This window comes from Actinomyces gerencseriae DSM 6844, assembly GCF_000429265.1.
GTDB lineage: Bacteria > Actinomycetota > Actinomycetes > Actinomycetales > Actinomycetaceae > Actinomyces > Actinomyces gerencseriae.
Genome location: NZ_KE386871.1, coordinates 53,977 through 73,570, shown reverse-complemented (window position 1 = coordinate 73,570; position 19,594 = coordinate 53,977). Strand labels below are relative to the sequence as shown.

13 protein-coding genes, 1 pseudogene and 1 riboswitch are annotated in these 19,594 nt (G+C 71.7%); of the genes and pseudogenes, 12 read left to right on the top strand and 2 right to left on the bottom strand.

Features of this window, described 5'->3' with window-relative positions:
* The first annotated feature begins 46 nt into the window (after window positions 1-46).
* Window positions 47-1,780, top strand: a complete 1,734-nt coding sequence (locus G448_RS0109845; RefSeq protein WP_026407834.1) for an ABC transporter ATP-binding protein — start codon at window positions 47-49, stop codon at window positions 1,778-1,780.
* Window positions 1,777-3,894 (top strand): ABC transporter ATP-binding protein, encoded by a 2,118-nt coding sequence (locus tag G448_RS0109840; RefSeq protein ID WP_026407833.1) that lies wholly within the window; start codon window positions 1,777-1,779, stop codon window positions 3,892-3,894. Before G448_RS0109845 ends, G448_RS0109840 begins: the two co-directional genes overlap by 4 nt.
* A 114-nt stretch (window positions 3,895-4,008) precedes the next feature.
* Here the strand turns inward: G448_RS0109840 and G448_RS0109835 are convergent, their stop codons facing one another.
* Window positions 4,009-6,345 carry a 6-phosphofructokinase gene (locus G448_RS0109835; protein ID WP_026407832.1) on the bottom strand — a complete coding sequence of 779 codons (2,337 nt, stop codon included), beginning with the start codon at window positions 6,343-6,345 and terminating at the stop codon, window positions 4,009-4,011.
* Between the two features lie 370 nt (window positions 6,346-6,715).
* Between G448_RS0109835 and sucC the strand changes: the two genes are divergently transcribed.
* The 9 genes and pseudogenes from sucC to G448_RS0109790 all read left to right on the top strand — a co-directional run bounded on the left by sucC (window position 6,716) and on the right by G448_RS0109790 (window position 16,553).
* Window positions 6,716-7,924 carry an ADP-forming succinate--CoA ligase subunit beta gene (gene sucC, locus G448_RS0109830; RefSeq protein WP_026407831.1) on the top strand — a complete coding sequence of 403 codons (1,209 nt, stop codon included), beginning with the start codon at window positions 6,716-6,718 and terminating at the stop codon, window positions 7,922-7,924.
* Window positions 7,925-7,927: 3 nt separating this feature from the next.
* Entirely contained in the window at window positions 7,928-8,878 is a 951-nt protein-coding gene (gene sucD, locus G448_RS0109825) for a succinate--CoA ligase subunit alpha (protein WP_026407830.1), read from the top strand.
* Window positions 8,875-10,266, top strand: coding sequence for a cell division protein PerM (locus G448_RS16120; protein ID WP_245572283.1), 1,392 nt, complete (start codon window positions 8,875-8,877; stop codon window positions 10,264-10,266). The genes sucD and G448_RS16120 overlap by 4 nt, the downstream gene beginning before the upstream one ends.
* A gap of 207 nt (window positions 10,267-10,473) precedes the next feature.
* A riboswitch (ZMP/ZTP riboswitch) is annotated at window positions 10,474-10,562 on the top strand.
* A 24-nt stretch (window positions 10,563-10,586) separates the two neighbouring features.
* On the top strand, window positions 10,587-12,353 hold the full coding sequence (purH, locus tag G448_RS0109815) for a bifunctional phosphoribosylaminoimidazolecarboxamide formyltransferase/IMP cyclohydrolase (protein WP_026407829.1): 1,767 nt from the start codon (window positions 10,587-10,589) through the stop codon (window positions 12,351-12,353).
* 25 nt (window positions 12,354-12,378) lie between these two features.
* The gene (locus G448_RS16115; RefSeq protein WP_026407828.1) at window positions 12,379-12,795 is read left to right on the top strand and encodes a DUF3017 domain-containing protein; all 417 of its coding nucleotides are present in this window, start codon (window positions 12,379-12,381) and stop codon (window positions 12,793-12,795) included.
* Window positions 12,796-12,960: 165 nt separating this feature from the next.
* Entirely contained in the window at window positions 12,961-14,301 is a 1,341-nt protein-coding gene (locus G448_RS0109805; RefSeq protein ID WP_026407827.1) for a dicarboxylate/amino acid:cation symporter, read from the top strand.
* A 229-nt stretch (window positions 14,302-14,530) separates the two neighbouring features.
* Window positions 14,531-15,520, top strand: coding sequence for a malate dehydrogenase (locus G448_RS0109800; RefSeq protein ID WP_026407826.1), 990 nt, complete (start codon window positions 14,531-14,533; stop codon window positions 15,518-15,520).
* A gap of 267 nt (window positions 15,521-15,787) precedes the next feature.
* Window positions 15,788-16,077, top strand: a pseudogene (locus tag G448_RS16110) (hypothetical protein).
* A 113-nt stretch (window positions 16,078-16,190) separates the two neighbouring features.
* Window positions 16,191-16,553, top strand: coding sequence for a GntR family transcriptional regulator (locus tag G448_RS0109790; RefSeq protein ID WP_026407825.1), 363 nt, complete (start codon window positions 16,191-16,193; stop codon window positions 16,551-16,553).
* A gap of 25 nt (window positions 16,554-16,578) precedes the next feature.
* Here the strand turns inward: G448_RS0109790 and G448_RS0109785 are convergent, their stop codons facing one another.
* Window positions 16,579-18,060, bottom strand: a complete 1,482-nt coding sequence (locus G448_RS0109785) for a hypothetical protein (protein ID WP_026407824.1) — start codon at window positions 18,058-18,060, stop codon at window positions 16,579-16,581.
* A gap of 351 nt (window positions 18,061-18,411) precedes the next feature.
* Between G448_RS0109785 and G448_RS18430 the strand changes: the two genes are divergently transcribed.
* A partial coding sequence (locus G448_RS18430; RefSeq protein ID WP_211227997.1) for a hypothetical protein occupies window positions 18,412-19,594 on the top strand: 1,183 nt, incomplete at its 3' end.

Here is a 19,594-nt window from a genome sequence, read left to right as displayed (position 1 = left end):
GGTCCGCTCGCGGCACCACCGTCGCCTCACCGACCCCGGAGGTCCCATGCTCATCAGCCTCCTGCGCATTCGCCTGCGCCCCTACCGGACCCTGCTGGCGGGGGTGCTCGTCCTGCAAGTCGTGCAGGTCATGTCCTCGCTCTACCTGCCCAATCTCAACGCCGACATCATCGACATCGGCGTCGCGCAGGGCGATACCGGCTACATCTGGCGCACCGGCGGCCTCATGCTCGGCGTGTCCGTGCTCCAGGGGGCCTGCACCGTCGCCGCGACCTGGCTGGCCGCCCGCTCGGCGCTGGGCATGGGGCGCGACCTGCGCGCCCTCGTCTTCCGCCGGGTCGGGGGCTTCTCGGAGCGGGAGGTCTCCTCCTTCGGGGCCGGCTCCCTGATCACCCGCGCCACCAATGACGTCCAGCAGATCCAGATGCTCGTGCTCATGAGCTGCACCATGCTGGTCACCGCGCCGCTGCTGGCCGTCGGCGGCGTCGTCATGGCGGTCACCCACGCCCCCTCGCTGTCGTGGCTCATCGGTGCGGCCGTGCCGGTGCTCATCGTCGTGGTGGGACTGACCGTGCGCCGCATGGTGCCCCTGTTCCGCGCCTTCCAGGAGCGCCTGGACTCCATCAACCGCGTCCTGCGCGAGCAGCTGACCGGGATCCGCGTCGTGCGCGCCTTCGTGCGCGAGGAGGCCGAGACCGAGCGCTTCGAGACCGCCAACCGGGACATCTCACGGGTCGGGGAGAGGGTCGGCCGGCTGTTCGTCTTCCTGTTCCCGGCCGCCATGCTGGTGCTGGACGTCACCATGGTCGGCGTCATCTGGTTCGGCGGGCACCAGGTCGGCACGGGGGACGTGGAGGTCGGCACGCTCGTGGCCTTCATGACCTACCTCATGCAGATCCTCATGGGCATCGTCATGGCCAGCTTCATGATGATGATGATCCCGCGCGCCGCCGTGTGCGCCGAGCGCATCAGCGAGGTCCTGGCCACGGATCCCGCCCTGGTCGTGGACGCCGACGCCACCCCCGACTTCCCCGAGCCGGGAGCCGTCGAGATGCGCGACGTCTCCTTCACCTATCCCGGCGCGGAGGAGCCCGTCCTGGAGGGGATCACCTTCGTCGCCCGCCCCGGTCAGACCGTCGCCGTCGTCGGCTCGACCGGCTCGGGCAAGACAACCCTGATCAACCTCATCCCGCGGCTCCTGGACGTCTCCGACGGCCAGGTGCTGGTCGGCGGCACGGATGTGCGCCGTGCCGAGCCCGAGGCGCTGTGGTCCCAGCTGGGCCTGGTGCCCCAGAAGCCCTTCCTCTTCGCGGGCACCGTCGCCTCGAACCTGCGTCTGGGACGGGAGGAGGCCACCGACGACGAGCTGTGGGAGGCCCTGGAGCTCGCCCAGGCGCGCGACTTCGTGACCGAGATGGACGGCGGGCTCCAGGCGCCCATCGCCCAGGGTGGCACGAACGTCTCCGGCGGGCAGCGCCAGCGCCTGGCCATCGCTCGCGCCATCGTGCGACGTCCGGCGGTGCTCGTCTTCGACGATTCCTTCTCCGCCCTGGACGTGGCCACCGACGCCGACCTGCGCGCGGCCCTGTGGCCGGCGACCGTCGGGGTCACCAAGATCGTCGTCGCCCAGCGCGTCTCGACGATCACCGAGGCCGACCTCATCCTCGTCCTGGACGAGGGCCGGCTCACGGCCTCCGGCGCGCACGAGACGCTGCTGGCCGACAGCGAGACCTATCGCGAGATCGTCATCTCCCAGTTCGGAAACGAGGTCGCCGCATGAGCACCACCGACCGCACCGGCCCCGCCGCCGACGACCTCAGCGAGGAGGACCTCGCGCTGGCGTCCACCGCTCGGGCCTCCTCGGACGACTGGGGCGCCGGCCCGCCGCCGGGCAGGGCCAACGCCTTCTGGCCCTCCTTCACCCGGATGCTCGCGCTCCTGACGCCCTTCAAGGTCTCACTCGCGGTGGCCGGCCTGGCCTCCGTCGTCTCCGTCGTGCTGGCGGTGGTCGCCCCCAAGGTTCTGGGGCGGGCCACCAACATCGTCTTCGAGGGCGCCATCGGCTCCCTCCTGCCGGAGGGCCTGACCAAGGAGCAGGCGATCGAGGGCCTGATCGCCTCCGGGCGCGGCGACATGGCGGACATGCTCCGCGCCATGGACCTCGTGCCCGGCGTGGGCATCGACTACGCCGCTCTGGGACGCGTCCTGCTTCTCGCCCTGCTGATCTACGTGGGTTCGGCCTTCCTGTCCTGGCTCGAGGGATTCGTCCTCAATCGCATGTCCATCGAGGCGATGTACCGGCTGCGTGCGGAGGTCGAGGCCAAGATCCACCGGCTGCCCCTGTCCTACTTCGACCGCGTTCAGCGCGGCGAGATGCTCAGCCGCGTCACCAATGACATCGACAACGTCACCAACACGCTCCAGCAGTCGCTGTCCGGCGCGCTGAGGGCCGTTCTGACACTGCTCGGGGTGCTGGGCATGATGCTGTCGATCTCGTGGCGGCTGACCCTGGCGGCGCTGATCGTCCTGCCGCTCATGGGCGTCCTGTTCGGCGTTATCGGGCCGCGCTCCCAGAAGGCCTTCACCGCGCAGTGGGCCAAGACCGGTCGTCTGAACGTGCGCGTCGAGGAGTCCTTCTCCGGCCACGCCCTGGTGCGCACCTACGGCCGCACCGCCGACTCGCGCGAGAAGTTCGACGCCGAGAACGAGGAGCTCTACCGCGCGAGCCTGCGGGCGCAGTTCCTGTCCGGCATCATGATGCCGATCCTGCAGGTCATCGGGAACCTGGGGTATGTCGCGATCGCGGTGGTCGGCGGGTTCATGGTCGCCGGGGGCGGCCTGCGCCTGGGCGACGTGCAGGCCTTCATCCAGTACTCCCAGCAGTTCTCCCAGCCCCTGGCCGAGCTCGGTGGCATGACCATCGCCGTCCAGTCCGGCACCGCCAGCGCCGAGCGGGTCTTCGAGCTGCTCGACGCCGAGGAGGAGAGCCCCGACGAGTCCGACGAGAGCGACGCGGACGGCACGGACGGCACGGCCCCCGCCGAGGCCCCGGGGGCGCCGGCCGCCCCGGCGGGCTCGGAGGTCTCCACGGCGCCGGCGACGGGGCGCGGCGCCGGCGTCATCGAGATGGAGCACGTCCGCTTCTCCTACGATCCCGATGCCGAGCTCATCCGCGACCTGTCGCTGCGCGTCGAGCCCGGTCAGACCGTCGCCATCGTGGGACCCACGGGGGCGGGCAAGACCACCCTGGTCAATCTCCTCATGCGCTTCTACGAGATCGACGACGGCCGCATCACCCTCGACGGCGCCGATACCTCCACCATGCGCAGGCGCGATGTGCGCGCGCGCACCGGAATGGTGCTGCAGGACCCGTGGCTCTTCCAGGGCACGATCCGGGAGAACATCCGCTACGGGCGCCCCGGCGCCTCCGACGAGGCCGTCGAGGACGCCGCGCGCGCCTGCTACGTCGACCACATCGTGCGGGCCCTGCCCGACGGGTACGAGACGGTCCTGGAGGAGGACGCCGCCAACGTCTCGGCCGGCGAGCGCCAGCTGCTCACCATCGCCCGGGCCTTCATCGCCGATCCCGCCGTCCTCATCCTGGACGAGGCCACCAGCTCGGTGGACACCCGCACCGAGCTGCTGGTGCAGCGGGCCATGGCGGCGTTGCGGTACGGGCGCACGAGCTTCGTGATCGCCCATCGCCTGTCCACCATCCGTGACGCGGACACGATCCTGGTCATGGAGCACGGCGACATCGTCGAGCAGGGCGGCCACGCCGAGCTGCTGGAGCGCGGCGGCGCCTACGCGCGCCTCCACGCCGCCCAGTTCGCCCGTGCCCTGACCGAGCGCGCCGAGGGCGTCGGCGCCCCCACCATCACGGAGAGCGCGTAGGCCCCGGACGCAGGACGGGCCGGCGCGTCGGCCCCGAGACCGATCGCGTGGCCAGTCGCGCGGTCAATCGCCCGGCCGGTCGCCGTCGGTCGTAGCCGGTCGTGGTCGGTGCAGTCAGTCCGAGGCCGTGGCCGCGGCGCTCACCGACGCGCCGAAGTCGGGAACGCCCTCCAGGGGGAGGACGCCCGTGTTCTGACTGACCAGGCCGATGGCGTCGCGCAGGCCCATCCACCACTGATGGAGGGGCCTGCGCGCGGCCAGGTCCAGCTCATCGTTCATGCGCTCCAGGCGGTGGTGGGAGATCCGCCCCTCCATCAGGCCCACGTAGCTGGAGTGGTGGGTCCCGGCCTCCAGCTGGTCCGCCAGCAGGCCGAGGGCGTGCGCCACGAGCTTGGTGGCCATGATGCGGTCGAAGGAGGACGGGTCCCCGCCCTGCTGCAGGTGGCCGATCGCCGCGTGGCGCACGTCGTAGAGGCCGCGGCCCTCCTGGGCGAAGATCTTGGCGAGCACGTCCAGGGTGTAGTTCCTGCTCGCCCGCTCGTTGCGGATCACCAGGTAGAGCTGGCGGCCCGAGCGGAACGACTCCACCATGCGCGCCGAGTCCTGGGCGAGCTGGGCCAGCGTGAGGCCGTCCTCGTTGAGGTAGACGCGCTCGGCTCCGGTGGCGATGCCGCTCATGAGGGCGAGGTAGCCGCACTTGCGCCCCATCGACTCGGCCACGAAGCAGCGGTGGGAGGCGGCAGCCGACTGCTTGATCGAGTCCAGCGCGCCGACGGCGTTGTTCAGGGCGGTGTCCGCGCCGATGCTCAGCTCGCTGCCCGGCAGGTTGTTGTCGATCGAGGCGGGCACGCAGATGATCGGGATCTTGAAGGCGGGGTAGCGGTCCCGCTCGCTGACCAGCTCGTGCGCGGACAGGTAGGCGTTGAACCCGCCGATGATGAGCAGGGCATCGATCCTGTGGGACTCGATGGCGCGTCCCAGCGCGTAGAGCTGCTCGATGGTGGGGATCTCGCGCCGCGTGCCGAGCTCGGCGCCGCCGTCCCCGACCCAGCCCTCGACATCGTCCCAGCTCAGCTCGCGCACATCGCCGTCGAGGAGCCCGGGGAAGCCCCCGTAGACCCCGAGCATGGTGAAGCTGTGGTCCAGGCCGAGGCGCACCGCGGCGCGCGCCGCCGTGTTCATGCCGGGGGCGAGGCCGCCCGCGTGGATGATGGCGACCCGCTTGGAGGGGGCGCCCGTCTCCTGGGGCGGGGCGACGACCTCGGGGTCGAGCTCAGGGGGAGTGGACATGGTCTCGAAGATCTGCAGCATCTCCCCGAAGCTCGCGCCGCGGGCGGCCACCGCCCCCTCGTAGTCCTCGTCGGCCACGAGCTCCTTGACCGCGCGCGTGGCGCGGACCTGCTCCATCATGGGCAGGCGACTGATGCGGTTGTGGCGCTCGGCGATGATGACGGGCTCCGTCTCGGCCGTGGCGACGAGCACCTCGCGGGCGGCCGCGCAGCCCAGCAGGGTCGACATCCACCGGTCGTAGGCGCTCGGCTTACCACCGCGCTGGACGTGCCCCAGGATCGTGACGCGGGCGTCCTCGCCCAGCCGTTCGGCCAGCACGCGCTTGACGTCGTCGGCGGAGATGCGGTTCCCGGCCCGGTCGGTCGCGCCCTCGGCGACGACGACCATGGACTCGCGGCGCCCGGCCTCGCGGCCCTTGGCGAGCTTGCGGCACATGTCCTCCTCCCAGCCGCCGGGCGGCGGGAGCTCGGGCACCAGGACGTAGTCGCATCCGCCGGCGACCGCGGCCATGAGCGCCAGGTAGCCGCAGTGACGCCCCATGACCTCGATGATGAAGGTGCGCTGGTGGGAGGCGGCGGTGGAGGAGATGTCGTCGATCGCCTCGAGGATGCGGTGCAGGGCGGAGTCGGTGCCGATGGTCATGTCCGCGCCGACGAGGTCGTTGTCGATGCTCCCGACGATGCCGGTCACCATGAGCGCCGGGTGGGCCGCGGCCGTCTCGGGGGTGATCTCGCCGCGCTCGACCAGCTCGGCGAGCAGCCCGGGCCAGTTCGTGCGGAACACATCGGTACCGGTGAGCGAGCCGTCGCCGCCGATGACGACGAGACGGTCGATGTCGTGCTCCAGGAGGTTGCGGGCGGCGGCCAGCTGCCCGGCGCGCTCGCGGAACTCCGCCGAGCGGGCGGTGCCGATGATCGTGCCGCCGCGGTGGAGGATCGAGCCGACCGAGTCCCACTCGAGCGGGCGGATGCCGTCGCCCCCGGCGACGGCGCCGGCCCAGCCCTCCATAACCGCGTAGGGCCGGGCGCCCATGCGCAGGGCGGTGCGGACGACGGCGCGCACGGCGGCATTCATGCCCTGCGCGTCGCCGCCGGAGGTCAGGACGCCGATCTTCACCGGTCCTGGTGCGGCGGTCGTGGTGCTGGCAAGCGCGGCGGTCATCGGTGTCCCTCTTTCACGTGATCTCCTAGCGGTGTCCGGCTGGTCCGATGGCCCCCTATTGTCTCCCGTCGATGGGGCCCGCGTCACGCGGACGAGGCGCTTCTTCCCCCTCGTCCGTCACCCGGCGCGCCCGTCCGATCCCTCCGGTGCCGCCCGGAGGCGCCCCCGGCGCTCGTGCTCGCCGGGCTCGGCCCGCCCGTACCGGCGTCGGAGCGGTCCTCGACCCGATGCGGACGTTGGTCCCGACTCGCGCGCGGATTCATCGGCTCCCGACCTTCCCGGCGCGCTACCCTTGTCGCCTGGCCCGCACGTGCGGCGCGCGAGGATCGACCGCGGATCCGCGGTGCGCGGGCCCGGAAGGATGGACTGGATGGATCTGTACGAGTACCAGGCGCGAGACCTGTTCCGAGCGCACGGCGTGCCGGTGCTCGACGGCGCGATCGCCACGACTCCCGAGGGCGCGCGAGAGGCCGCCGCGGAGCTGTTCGGGGCCGGCTCGTCCCTGGTCGTCGTCAAGGCCCAGGTCAAGACCGGCGGCCGTGGCAAGGCCGGCGGCGTCAGGCTCGCCCGCACCGCCCAGGAGGCCGAGGACCGCGCCCGCGACATCCTGGGCATGGACATCAAGGGGCACGTGGTGCGCACCGTCCTCATCTCCGAGGGCGCCGATATCGACTCCGAGTTCTACTTCTCCGTCCTCCTGGACCGGGCGGAGCGGCGCTACCTGGCCATGTGCTCGCGCGAGGGCGGCATGGACATCGAGGCCCTCGCCGCCGAGCGCCCGGAGGCGCTCGCACGGGTCGCCGTCGATCCCCTGGCCGGCCTCACCGACGACGTCGCCGCGGAGATCGTCGGGACGGCGGGCTTCGAGCCCGGCCCCACGGCCACCCGGGTCGCCGAGGTCATCGTGCGCCTGTGGGAGGTCGTCACCGCCGAGGACGCCACCCTCGTGGAGGTCAACCCCCTCGCGCTCACCTCGGACGGCGCCGTCCTGGCCCTGGACGGCAAGGTCACGCTCGACGACAACGCGTCCTTCCGGCACCCCGAGCACGCGGCCCTCCATGACGCCTCCGGCGCCGACCCGCTCGAGACCCGCGCCGAGGAGGCCGGCCTGAGCTATGTCCGCCTGAGCGGCGAGATCGGGGTGCTCGGCAACGGGGCCGGACTGGTCATGTCCACTCTCGACGCGGTCGCGGGGGCCGGCGAGCACCACGGCGGCATGCGCCCGGCCAACTTCCTGGACCTGGGCGGCGGATCCTCGGCCGAGGTCATGGCCACCGGCCTGGAGGTGGTGGCCTCGGACCCGCAGGTGCGCGCCGTCCTCGTCAACGTCTTCGGCGGCATCACCTCCTGCGACACCGTCGCCCGGGGCATCGTGGCCGCCGTCGGCTCCCTGGAGGACGTCGACAAGCCCATCGTCGTGCGCCTGGACGGCAACAACGCGGATCTCGCCCACCGGATCCTCGCCGAGGCCGCCCTGCCGGGCGTCACCGTCGTCGGGACCATGGACGGCGCGGCCGACGCCGTCGCCCGGATCGCCTGCGACATCTCCCACAGCACCGCCACCGAGCGGGAGGTCTGAGCCATGAGCATCTTCCTCACCGAGAGCGACCGCGTCATCGTCCAGGGCATGACCGGCTCCGAGGGCCGCAAGCACACCCGCCGCATGCTCTGCGCCGGCACGAAAGTCGTCGCCGGAGTCAATCCGCGCAAGGCCGGCGCCACGGTCGCCTTCGACGTGGCTCCTCTCGGCCCCGGCGCCGAAGCGCTCGGCGTGCGCCCCGGCACCGTCGAGGTGCCGGTCCACGGCGCCGTCGCCGAGGCCGGGCGGGCCACCGGCGCCGCCGTCTCGGCGATCTTCGTCCCCCCGGCCTTCGCCAGGGAGGCGATCATCGAGGCCGTCGACGCCGGCATGCGCCTCATCGTCGTCATCACCGAGGGCATCCCCGTGGCCGACGCGGTCTACGCCCATGCCTACGCCGCCGAGCGCGGGGCGCGGATCATCGGCCCGAACTGCCCGGGCATCATCTCCCCGACCCGCTCCAACGTCGGCATCACCCCGCCCGATATCACCGGCTCCGGCCCTGTCGGCCTGGTCTCGAAGTCGGGAACGCTGACCTACCAGCTCATGCACGAGCTGCGCGACCTCGGCTTCACCACCTGCGTCGGCATCGGCGGCGACCCCGTCGTCGGCACGAGCCACATCGACGCCCTGGCCGCCTTCGAGGCGGATCCCGATACCGAGCTGGTCGTCATGATCGGGGAGATCGGGGGGGACGCCGAGGAACGCGCCGCCGCCTACATCCGATCCTCCATGACCAAGCCCGTCGTCGCCTACGTCGCCGGCTTCACCGCTCCGGAGGGCCGGACCATGGGGCACGCCGGCGCCATCGTCTCCGGATCCTCCGGCACCGCCCGTGCCAAGAAGGCGGCGCTGGAGGCCGCGGGCGCGCACGTGGGACGCACTCCCAGCGAGACCGCCGCCCTCGCTCGCGATGCGCATCGGAAGGTCGTCGGCGCGGCGGAGCGGGCGTGAGCGCGGGGGAGGCCCGGGCGCGACGCGGTCGGGTGGTCTCGGACGCCGACGAGACCACCCGCGCCGGGCGGCTGCGCCTGGTGGTGCCCGCCGACTGGCCCTTCGCCGTGCGTGCGGGTCTGGAGCCGGTGCTGGCGGGCTGGCTGCTCATCGTGGTGCCGACGCTCGCCGTCTTCGCCGCCACCTCCTCCATGGACGCCGCGGCGGCCCTGTCCGTGGGGACCGCCCTGCGCACCGGCACCGGCCTGTGGGGCCTGGGCCTGGGCGGTGCGTGGGGGAGCCCCGCGAGTCCCGACGGCGTCATCGGCCTGCCGCTGATGGGAGCCACTATCCTCCAGGCGCTCATCATCCGGTGGTCCGTGCATCGCTCGCACCTCATCCGCTCGCTCTCGGGACTGTGGACGGTTCTGACCGCGATGGCGACCGGGGCCCTCATCATCATCGCCTCGAGCCCGGAGGAGTCCCGCATGTGGACGGCGGTGCCGGGACTCGGCGCCCTGACGGCGCTCCTCGTCTTCGGTCATCTTCAGCGCTCCGGGCGGGGCCTGCCCGGAGCGGATCGATGGTGGTCGCGCCGCCCCCGTTGGGCGGATCCCGCCCTCGGCCTCGTGCGCGGCACGGCCGTGGCCATGGCCATGCTGGTCGCCGTTGTCGCAGCGGTGGCCGTCGTCCAGGGAGCCGGACGCGTCGGACGTCTTCACGACGCCCTGTCCGCCGGGGGGATCACGGCCTCTCTCGGACTCATCGCGCTGCAGGCGGGCTGGGTGCCGACCATGCTCGTGTGGGCGCTCGCCTGGCTTGCGGGCCCGGGCTTCACAGTGGGGACCGGCAGCCTGTTCTCGCCCGACGTCGTCATCGCCGACACGGTTCCGGCCATGCCGATACTGGGGCTGCTGCCCGACGCGCCGCTCGGCGCCGCGGGCGTCTACCTGCCCATGGTCATCACGATCGCCGCCATGGGCGCGGCCTGGCGACGACGTCGGGAGCTCCTCGGGCTCGAGCTCGGCGAGTCCCTCCTGGCCGCCGTGACCGCGACCCTCGTCGTGACACTCGGCTGCCTGGTCCTGGCCCTGGCGGCCTCCGGACCGATCGGTCCCGGCCGGATGGCCCGGGTCGGCCCGCACCTCGGCCACCTATGCCTCTTCATCGCCCTGGAGGTCGGGGTCGGGCTCGTCGCCGTCGCGGCGCTCACCCATCCCACCACCCGCCGACTGACCGCACGAGGGATGGCGGCGACCGCCGATGCCGCCGACACCTCTCTGCACAGCACGCGCGAGCGCATGGATGCCGGCGTCGAGGCGGTCCGGGAGCGACGCGCCGCCGCCCGCGAGTCCCGCCGCGCTCGCGCCGACGGAGCCGACGACGGGCCCGCCGCCGAGCGGGACTGATGCCGCCCGCCGCAGCGCCGGGGGACCGCGATGAGCTCTGCGGGACCGGTCGGACCGGCCTCTCCGCCCGCTCCGGCTCTCCGGCCCGACGCACCGCCCGGAGCGAATGGCGGCGCATGGCGATGGCGGGGGGTGAGTCCGCGGGGTGATCCGCACGGACACGGAGGAGACGGAATGGGCGGGGGGACGGGCGGGGGCGGCTAGACTGGCGCTGGCCGTGACTGGCGAGGGTGGGGCACCACCGGGGAACGGCCGCCGATCATGAGCAGGGGACGTCGCCCGCCTGGGCGTCCCCGCAGCCGATCGCACCAGGAGCGCCCGTGGCCACTCAGTCCAAGTCCGCCGTCCCCGACCAGCACACCCGGAGGCCGACCGGCCCGGATCCGGATGATCCGGACAGGGTCCCCGTGCGCCGGGCCCTGATCTCCGTCCACGACAAGACGGGCCTGATCGGGCTGGCGACCGCCCTCATCGACGCCGACGTCGAGATCCTCTCCACTGGTTCCACCGCCGCCACCATCGCGGGCGCGGGCCTGCCCGTGACGCCGGTCGAGGACGTCACCGGCTTCCCCGAGTGCCTTCAGGGGCGCGTCAAGACACTGCACCCGGCCATCCACGCCGGGATCCTCGCCGACCGTCGCAGGACCGAGCACATGAACCGGCTCGCGGAGCTGGACGTGTCCCCGATCGACCTCGTCGTGGTCAACCTCTACCCCTTCGCCGATACCGTCGCCTCGGGCGCCGGCTTCGACGCCTGCATCGAGCAGATCGACATCGGCGGGCCCGCCATGGTTCGGGCCGCCGCCAAGAACCACTCCGGCGTCGCCGTCGTCGTCGAGCCCTCCGCCTACGACGAGGCGGCCGCCGCCGTGCGCGCCGGGGGCTTCACCCTCGCCCAGCGCCGGCTCCTGGCGGCCCGGGCCCTCGCGCGCACGGCCGCCTACGACGCCGCCGTCGCCACCTGGCTGGCCGAGCAGACCGAGCACGACGCCGCGCAGGCCGGAACTGGTACCGGGGTCATGACTGCGACCGGTGACGAGGCCTCCGGGTCAGGGGCCCCCGCTCCCATTCCGCCCGCGTATGTCGGCGCCGGCTACGAGCGCCTCGCCGGTCTGCGCTACGGGGAGAACCCGCACCAGGCCGCCGCCGTCTACCGCGCTCCGGGCGCCGCCGGGGGAGTGGCGGGAGCCCGCCGGCTGCACGGCAAGGCCATGAGCTACAACAACTACACCGACACCGACGCCGCGCTCCGGGCCGTGCACGATCATGGCGACGCCGTCGCGGTCGCGGTCGTCAAGCACGCCAACCCCTGCGGCATCGCCGTGTCGGCCACCGGCGACGTCGCCGAGGCCCACCGCAGGGCCCACGCCTGCGACCCCGTCTCCGCCTACGGCGGGGTCATCGCCACCAATGCCGCCGTGAGCGCCGAGATGGCCCGGCAGATCAGGCCGATCTTCACCGAGGTCGTCGCCGCGCCCGCGTTCGCCGACGAGGCCGTGGAGATCCTGTCCGCCAAGAAGAACCTGCGTCTGCTCGTCGTCGAGCCCCCGGGACGGGAGGGCTATGAGATCAGGCCGATCTCGGGGGGCGCCGTCATCCAGGAGCGCGACACCTATCAGTCCGGGGACGCCGATCCGACGACCTGGCGGCTCGTCGCCGGTGAGGCGGCGGACGGGAGGACGCTCGCCGACCTGCGCTTCGCGTGGCTGTCCGTGCGCTCCGTCCGCTCGAACGCGATCCTCCTGGCGAGGGACGGCGCAACCGTGGGCGTGGGCATGGGTCAGGTCAATCGAGTCGACTCCTGCAGGCTGGCCGTCGAGCGCGCCAATACCCTGGGCGCTCGAGCGACCGGTGACGCGTCCGCTCCCGAGGCCCTTCGAAGCGGGCCGCCCGAGCGCGCCCGCGGTGCGGTCGCCGCGTCCGACGCCTTCTTCCCCTTCGCCGACGGCCTCCAGGTCCTCATCGACGCCGGCGTCACCGCCGTCGTCCAGCCCGGCGGCTCCATTCGCGATGACGAGGTCATCGCCGCCGCCCGGGCGGCCGGCGTCACCATGTACGTCACCGGCTCCCGTCACTTCGCCCACTGATGATCCGTCGGCGGGCACCGGTACGATGACGGCCGTGAGCCAGGACCAGAGCACTCCGGGCACCGCCGATGCGGAGCCGCCGGCGGATCGACCGCGAGCCCCGCACTCTCCGCGGCCCTCGGCCGAGGACGCGTGGGCGCAGGCGGGGCTTCCCGTGGCCCGGCCGCCGGCCGAGCACAAGGAGCCCTACCGGACGCTGGCAGTGCTCGCGGTGGCGCTCGGCCTGACGGCGATGCCCGTGATCTCCCTGCTGGGGCACCGTCGCCTGGCGATCGTGTGGCTCGGCACGGGCGTGCTGCTGTTCGCGCTCCTGCGTCTCCAACGGCCCGACGGCACCTGGATGGCCGCGCGCGGGCGCCTCTTCGACGTCCTCTTCGGGATCCTCCTCGCGGCGGCCCTGTTCATCCTGACGTACTACGCGGACCTGCCGCGAGTCGTCTGACGGCCGTCCCGCGCGGAGGGATGCGAGGGATCCGCGCCCGCCGCTCGCCCGCCGCCGGGATCAGTCCGCGAGATACGACCCCCGGTCATCATCCTTCCTGTGGCATGCTGCGGCGCAGTGAGGCGGCTCCCGACCGCCCGCCCCGGCCGAAAGGGCAGTTTCTCCGTGTCATATCTTCGCAAGGCGCTCTCAGCCGGCGGCATCCTCGTGTGGGTGCTCGCCGCCATCGCACTCTCCCTCGCCCTGGGCGCTATCAGGATCGGCGGGGAGCCGTTCCTCCCGCAGGCCGTGGGCCGGGTCTTCGCGACCTTCTCCGCCCTGTTCAGCCAGTTCCTGACCTTCGCCATCCCGCTGATCATCATCGGGCTGGTGACTCCGGCGATCGCCGACCTCGGCCGCGGCGCCGGCAGGTGGCTCGGCATCACGACGGCCATCGCCTACGCCTCCACCCTCTTCTCGGGCTTTCTCACCTACGTCGTGTGCGCCGCGCTGTTCCCCCGGCTGCTGGCCAGCACATCGCTGTCCGGCGTCGAGGAGCCCGGCAGCGCGCTGGAGACGTACTTCAGCATCGAGATGCCGGCCGCGGTCCCGGTCATGACCGCTCTCCTGCTCTCCTTCGTCGTCGGCATCGGCCTGTCGCTCATCCCGCGCGGCGTCCTCCGCAAGGGCTTCATCGAGTTCCGCGCCATCATCACCAGGCTCATCGAGCGGATCATCATCCCGCTGCTGCCCCTGCACATCTTCGGCATCTTCCTCAACCTCACCTACACCGGCGAGGCGTGGTCCGTCATGCGCACGCTCCTGCGGGTCGTCGTCGTGGTCCTCATCCTGGAGGTCGTCATCCTCGGCGTCCAGTACGTCGTGGCCGGCATCATCGGCGGCAGGAATCCCGTGCGGGCGCTGGCGACCATGATGCCCGCCTACCTGACCGCCCTGGGCACCTCCTCCTCGGCGGCGACGATCCCCGTGACGCTGGCCCAGACCAGGAGGAACGGCGTGTCGGACGCCGTCGCCTCCTTCACCATCCCGCTGTGCGCCACCATCCACCTGGCCGGCTCGACCTCGAAGATCTTCTCCTTCGCCTTCGCGATCGTGCTCACCCAGGGATTGAGCGTCTCGACGGCGCAATGGGTCGGCTTCATCTTCATGCTCGGCATCACCATGGTCGCCGCCCCGGGCGTTCCCGGCGGGGCCATCATGGCGGCCACGGGACTGCTGTCCTCCATGCTCGGCTTCGACGACGCGCAGGTCGCCCTCATGATCGCCACGTACATCGCCATGGACTCCTTCGGCACCGCCACCAATGTCACCGGTGACGGCGCCATCGCCATCGTCGTCGACCGTCTCGCGGGCGGTCGGATCGGCGCCGACGGCGACCCGGAGAACGCCCGGGAGCTCTCCTTCGACGGCATGAAGTACCTCGACCGCGTCAGCGTCGAGGGCCTCGTCAGTCCCGAGGAGCTGACCGCCTCCGCCGAGGCGGCCGGGGCCGATGCCGTGAGCTGAGCCGGGCACTGGACCTCGCCCTCCGCCACCCCCTCATCGCCCGGCACCGCCGGATGCTCGTCCGGTGCCGGCCGGGACCGGGCCGCTGGGCGAGCCACGGCCCGTATGATCGGGATTACATGGGCGACGAACCCATCGTCCCGGGTCGGCGCCGAGTCCTCGCCGTAGGCTCGGGCCGTGGGCTGCGTCGCTCGCGGCCCGAGTGACACGTCATTCCGAAGGAGTCTTCATGGCCAACGCCCCCGTCAACGTCACCGTCACCGGTGCCGCAGGCAATATCGGTTACGCGCTGCTCTTCCGCATCGCCTCCGGTGCCCTGCTCGGTCCCGACCAGCGCGTCAACCTGCGCCTGCTCGAGATTCCGCAGGCCGTCAAGGCAGCCGAGGGCACCGCGATGGAGCTGTTCGACTCCGCCTTCCCGACTCTGGGCGACGTCGATATCTTCGACGACCCCGAGCAGGCCTTCGAGGGCGCCAACATCGCCTTCCTCGTCGGCTCCATGCCGCGCAAGGCCGGTATGGAGCGCAGCGATCTGCTGTCCGCCAACGGCGGCATCTTCGGTCCTCAGGGCGAGGCCCTGAACGCGGGCGCCGCGGACGACATCAAGGTGCTCGTCGTCGGCAACCCCGCCAACACCAACGCGCTGATCGCGGCCTCGCACGCGGGGGACATCCCGACCTCCCGCTTCACCGCGATGACCCGCCTGGATCACAACCGCGCGCTGGCTCAGCTGGCCGCCAAGGCCGGTTGCCACGTCACCGACATCGACAAGGTCACCGTCTGGGGCAACCACTCCTCGACCCAGTACCCCGACCTCACCCAGGCCACGGTCAAGGGCGCCCCGATCACCGACATCCTCGCCGATCGAGCCTGGGTCGAGGAGGACTTCATCCCCACCGTCGCGGGACGCGGTGCCGCCATCATCGCCGCCCGCGGCGCGTCCTCGGCCGCGTCCGCCGCCTCCGCCGCCATCGATCACGTCCACGACTGGTGCATGGGAGTCGACGGCTACTCCTGGACCTCGGCCTCGATCATGTCGGACGGCTCCTACGGAGTGCCCGAGGGAATCATCTCCTCCTTCCCCTGCACCTCCGAGGACGGGGAGTGGAGGATCGTTCAGGGGCTGGAGATCGACGAGTTCTCTCGCGGCAGGATCGACGCCTCCGCGGCCGAGCTCCTTGACGAGAAGAAGGCCGTGACCGAGATGGGTCTCGTCTGACGGCCCGGACACCGGGCGCCGATGGGCGCGCTCCGACGCGGGCCGTCCCATCGCGCTGACACGCGCATCGGGGCTCCCTCGGGAATGACTCTCCCGGGAGAGCCCCGCGTCGTCCATCCCAGCGCGCCATCGCATGACTCCGACCGGCACTCGGCTGATTCGGTGCTCGTTCTGTGCTCGTTCTGTGCTCGTTCTGTGCTCGTTCAGTGCCCGTCGGGCTCAGGGTCCCGGACGACGTCCGGGCGGCGCGGCGATATGGTCGGGTCCATGGCACGACGCAGCTCCAAACGTCCTTACGGCGCTGGACACCGTCCCCTCGACGTGGAGCGGCTGAACTCGATGCCGCGCACTCAGACCGGCCCGGGGGAGCCGATTTCACCGTGCGTCACCTGCGCGGAGGCGACAAGCCCTACACCTGCCCCGGCTGCAACCGGAGCATCGCGCCGGGAACGCCGCATGTCGTCGCCTGGTCGAACGAGTCCCTCTTCGGAGCGGATCGCGGTCTGGAGGAGCGCCGCCACTGGCACACCGCCTGCTGGAAGCGCCGTTTATGGTAGCCGTGGATGGCGGCGACGCGTCCTGAGAGGCGAGTGCGACGGCGGGTGATCGACTGACAATCCGGAGTCTGTCTCAAGATGCGGAAGCGAGTGATAAGGCGCACACTAGAAACATGGCCGCCTCTATCCGCCTGCGCATCACATTGGATCCGGACTCCTCGGAGCCGGTCTTCGCGCAGATCTGCTCTGCGATCCGTGTCGATGTCACCTCGGGTCGCCTGGCCGCCGGTGTGCGCCTGCCGACCACACGTGCGCTGGCGGCCGAGCTCGATGTCGCCGTCAACACGGTCGCCAAGGCCTATCGGGAACTGGAGCTCGAGGGGGTTGTCGAGGGGCGCGGTCGCCACGGCACCTATGTCATGGACCTCGCCGACACCGCGGCCGAACGGGAGACCATGTGCTTCGTGACGACCATGCGCAACTTGGGCATGACCCGTGAGGAGACGCTCGCCCTCGTGCGCCGCGCCTGGTCGTGAGATCACCGGGAGGGCCGGTTCGAGTTCAGCGGCGCTTGCGGCCGCCCATGCTCAGCAGGTCCTCCTGGAGCGACCGGTCCTCATCGGTGTCGGCGACCGTCTCGGGAGAGCCGGCGCTCTGCGACGCAGCCTCGGGAGAGCCTGCGGAATCGGCGCTGGCGCCACTGCCGGCCACATCGGACAGGCCCGCGGCCTGCGGAACGCCGGTCGCCAGTGCGGCGCTGATGACGTCGGAGAACTCCGGAGCCTGCGGCATGACGTTGCCGAGCACGCTGCGCATCTCCTCGAGGTAGCTGGCGACCGAGTCGCGCTGGCGCTCGAGTTCCTTGATCTGACGCATCATGGTGGTCTTCTCGACCTCGGCGTCGGCACGGGCGTCCTCAAGGAGGGCCGTCGCCTCAAGACGGGCCTGGTTCAGGGTGTCCTCGGCCAGGCGCGTCGCCTCCTCCTGGCGGGAGCGGAGGGTGTCGTCCACCTCGGAGCGCACGGCCTCCGCGCGGGTGAGGGCCTCCTCGAGGCGGGCCTCGGCCTGGGCCGCCTGCTCCTGCGCCTGACGGTTCATCTCCTCGATGTGCTGGCGCGCGGCCTCGTGAGCGGTGGAGTCCTCCTCGGCCGCCGCCTCGTGCGCCGCGGCGATCTCGAGAAGCGCCTGCTGGCGCAGTTCCGTGGCCTCCGCTCGCGCGGCCTCGGCCTCGGCCGTGCTCGTGCGCCTCAACGCCTCCGCCTCGCTGCGAGCGGCCGACAGCAGGGAGTCGGCCTCGGCGCGAGCCTTGTCCACGGTGATACGGGCCTCCTCGGCGGCGGTCGCCGTCACCGAGTCCGCCTGGTCCTGAGAGGAGCGCCTCAGGGCGTCGGCCTCCGATTCCGCCGCTTCCCGGGTCTCTCCTGCCTCGCGCTCGGCGGTCACGGTGAGCTCGGCAGCGGACTTCTTGGCCGCGGCCACCGTCAGCTGCGCCTCGCGATCGGCCGAGGACCGGGCCTCGGCCGCGCTCGCCTTGGCCTCGGAGGTGATCTGCTCCGCCTTGCGCTGCGCCGAGGCGATGAGCTCGTCCGCCCGGGCCTGGGCGTTGGCCAGGATGGTGGAGGACTCGGCCTCGCTGTGGGATCGCAGCTCGGCGGCCTCCCGCCGGGCGTCGGCGACCATGGTTGCCGCCTCGGAGGAGCTGCGCTCGGACAGGTGCGCGGCATTGGCGCGCGTGCGAGCCAGGAGCGCGTCGGCCTCGGCGTTCGCCTTGGACAGCACGGAGGTGCTCTGCTCCTCGGCGCTGCGCAGGAGCTGCTCGATGCGCGAACCGAGTCCGGCATAGGTGGGCTTGTCCGCCTCGCGCAGACGACGCTGGGCGTCGGCGAGCTCGCCGGCGAGCGTCATCGCCCGCTGGTCGAGGCTGGCGACCTCGCGGCGGGCATCTCCAAGTTGACGGGACAGCGCCTTGATGCGTTGATCGACCTGGGTGCGGTCGTACCCCCGCATGGTGATGGCGAATTCCTCAGAAGACCCCTCGGCCACGTCACTCCTCCTTCTGGCGGGCCGCCGCGGCCCGCTGTGACCCAATCGTAGCCATGAGAGCGCCCTTCGCGCCTAGGCCCTGAGGGCCTGATCATGATCGGATTGTGCTCCGACGTCGAGCGGAATCGGGGAGACACGCCGATTCAGGTGGCTTTCAGGTGTCTTTAGGCGCCTGCGGGCCGCTCGTCCGCTGAGGGCGCAGGCTCTGTGATCTTCGGCGGGGCTCCTCGCACGGATGGAATGAACGTGCGATTCTGGGCGATGTCTGCAACCGGGCTCTGTGGGAGCAGCGTTCGGCGCAGGGGCCGGTGACAGCGGTGCCATGTCCACGACTTCGAGGAGAGTCACGCCGTGAACCGACGGATCCTGAGCGCGATCATCGCCGTCCTCGGCCTGATCGCCATCATCCTGGCCGTCTGCTCCGCCACTGTTTGGCGACCCGGTGCGACCGCCGAGGCGACTCTCGCCTCGGCCCCCGCCCAGAACTACGTCGTCACGCAGCCGGGCGTCCTCAACCGAATCGACTCCAAGGTCACCGTCACCGCCACGGCCGCCTCGGGCGACGACCAGGTCTTCCTCGCAGTGGGGCACTCGGCCGATGTCAATGCCTGGCTCGCCAACGACCCGTACGTCTCCGTCACGGGCATGGACAGCTGGGACAGATTGTCCGCGACCGATGTCACAACTAGGTGCGGTGATGAGACTGCTCCGGCAGCGACTCCCGGTGCGACGGCCGAGGCGACCGCCTCCGATGCGCCGACGGCCGCCCCGAGCACCGATGCGAACGGCTGCACCGTCCTGGAGGCCTCCGGGGCGGATCCGAGCAATTCCGATCTGTGGCTGACCACCGCCTCGGACAAGGGCTCGGTCGCACTCGACCTGGACGCCGCCGACACCGACCTGGTCGTGCTGGCGGCCACCGACGGGGCCTCGCCCGCCCCCAGCATCTCACTGTCCTGGCCCCGCAGGGTCTCGACGCCCTGGCTCGTTCCGGGACTCGTCCTCGGCGGGCTCCTCCTGCTCGTCGGCGTGTTCCTCCTTCTCATCGACATCCAGATGCGTCGTGCGGATGAGCAGCGGCGCGCCCGCTCCGCCGAGCGTGCCGCTCGGCTCGCTCAGGCCGATGGAGTCACCACTGCCGGGATCCCGCAGATCGGCGACCCGAACAGGCCGCTGTCGCGCAGAGAGCTTCGGGACAAGGAACGGGCGGAGGCCGCCGGGGAGGAGTGGATCGACCCGCGCACCGGTCGCGTCTACCTCGGCGGTGTCGAGGCTTCTGAGGACCCTCAGGCCTTCGAGCAGCACATGTATGACGGCGAATCGCCCGATGGGATCGGCGGCGCGTACGGCGCGGTTCCCGAATCGGACGCCGGCGGGGCGGCCGCCTACCAGACCACTCAGTGGGACTACCGCCAGACCGCCCAGTGGGAGTCCGGGGGCGAGGCTCCCCTCGAGGGCGCCGGTGGATCCGAGGCGCAGGGGCAGGGCTTCTCCGGTCCCGCCTACCCCGACTACGGCGACCAGCCCGGCTACG

Excerpts from the sequence above, each read along its gene's own strand:
- G448_RS0109845 (WP_026407834.1), top strand. The coding sequence starts at position 47 with ATGCTCATCAGCCTCCTGCGCATTCGCCTGCGCCCCTACCGGACCCTG.
- G448_RS0109840 (WP_026407833.1), top strand. The coding sequence starts at position 1,777 with ATGAGCACCACCGACCGCACCGGCCCCGCCGCCGACGACCTCAGCGAG.
- G448_RS0109835 (WP_026407832.1), bottom strand. The coding sequence starts at position 6,345 with ATGACCGCCGCGCTTGCCAGCACCACGACCGCCGCACCAGGACCGGTG.
- sucC (WP_026407831.1), top strand. The coding sequence starts at position 6,716 with ATGGATCTGTACGAGTACCAGGCGCGAGACCTGTTCCGAGCGCACGGC.
- sucD (WP_026407830.1), top strand. The coding sequence starts at position 7,928 with ATGAGCATCTTCCTCACCGAGAGCGACCGCGTCATCGTCCAGGGCATG.
- G448_RS16115 (WP_026407828.1), top strand. The coding sequence starts at position 12,379 with ATGACGGCCGTGAGCCAGGACCAGAGCACTCCGGGCACCGCCGATGCG.
- G448_RS0109800 (WP_026407826.1), top strand. The coding sequence starts at position 14,531 with ATGGCCAACGCCCCCGTCAACGTCACCGTCACCGGTGCCGCAGGCAAT.
- G448_RS0109790 (WP_026407825.1), top strand. The coding sequence starts at position 16,191 with ATGGCCGCCTCTATCCGCCTGCGCATCACATTGGATCCGGACTCCTCG.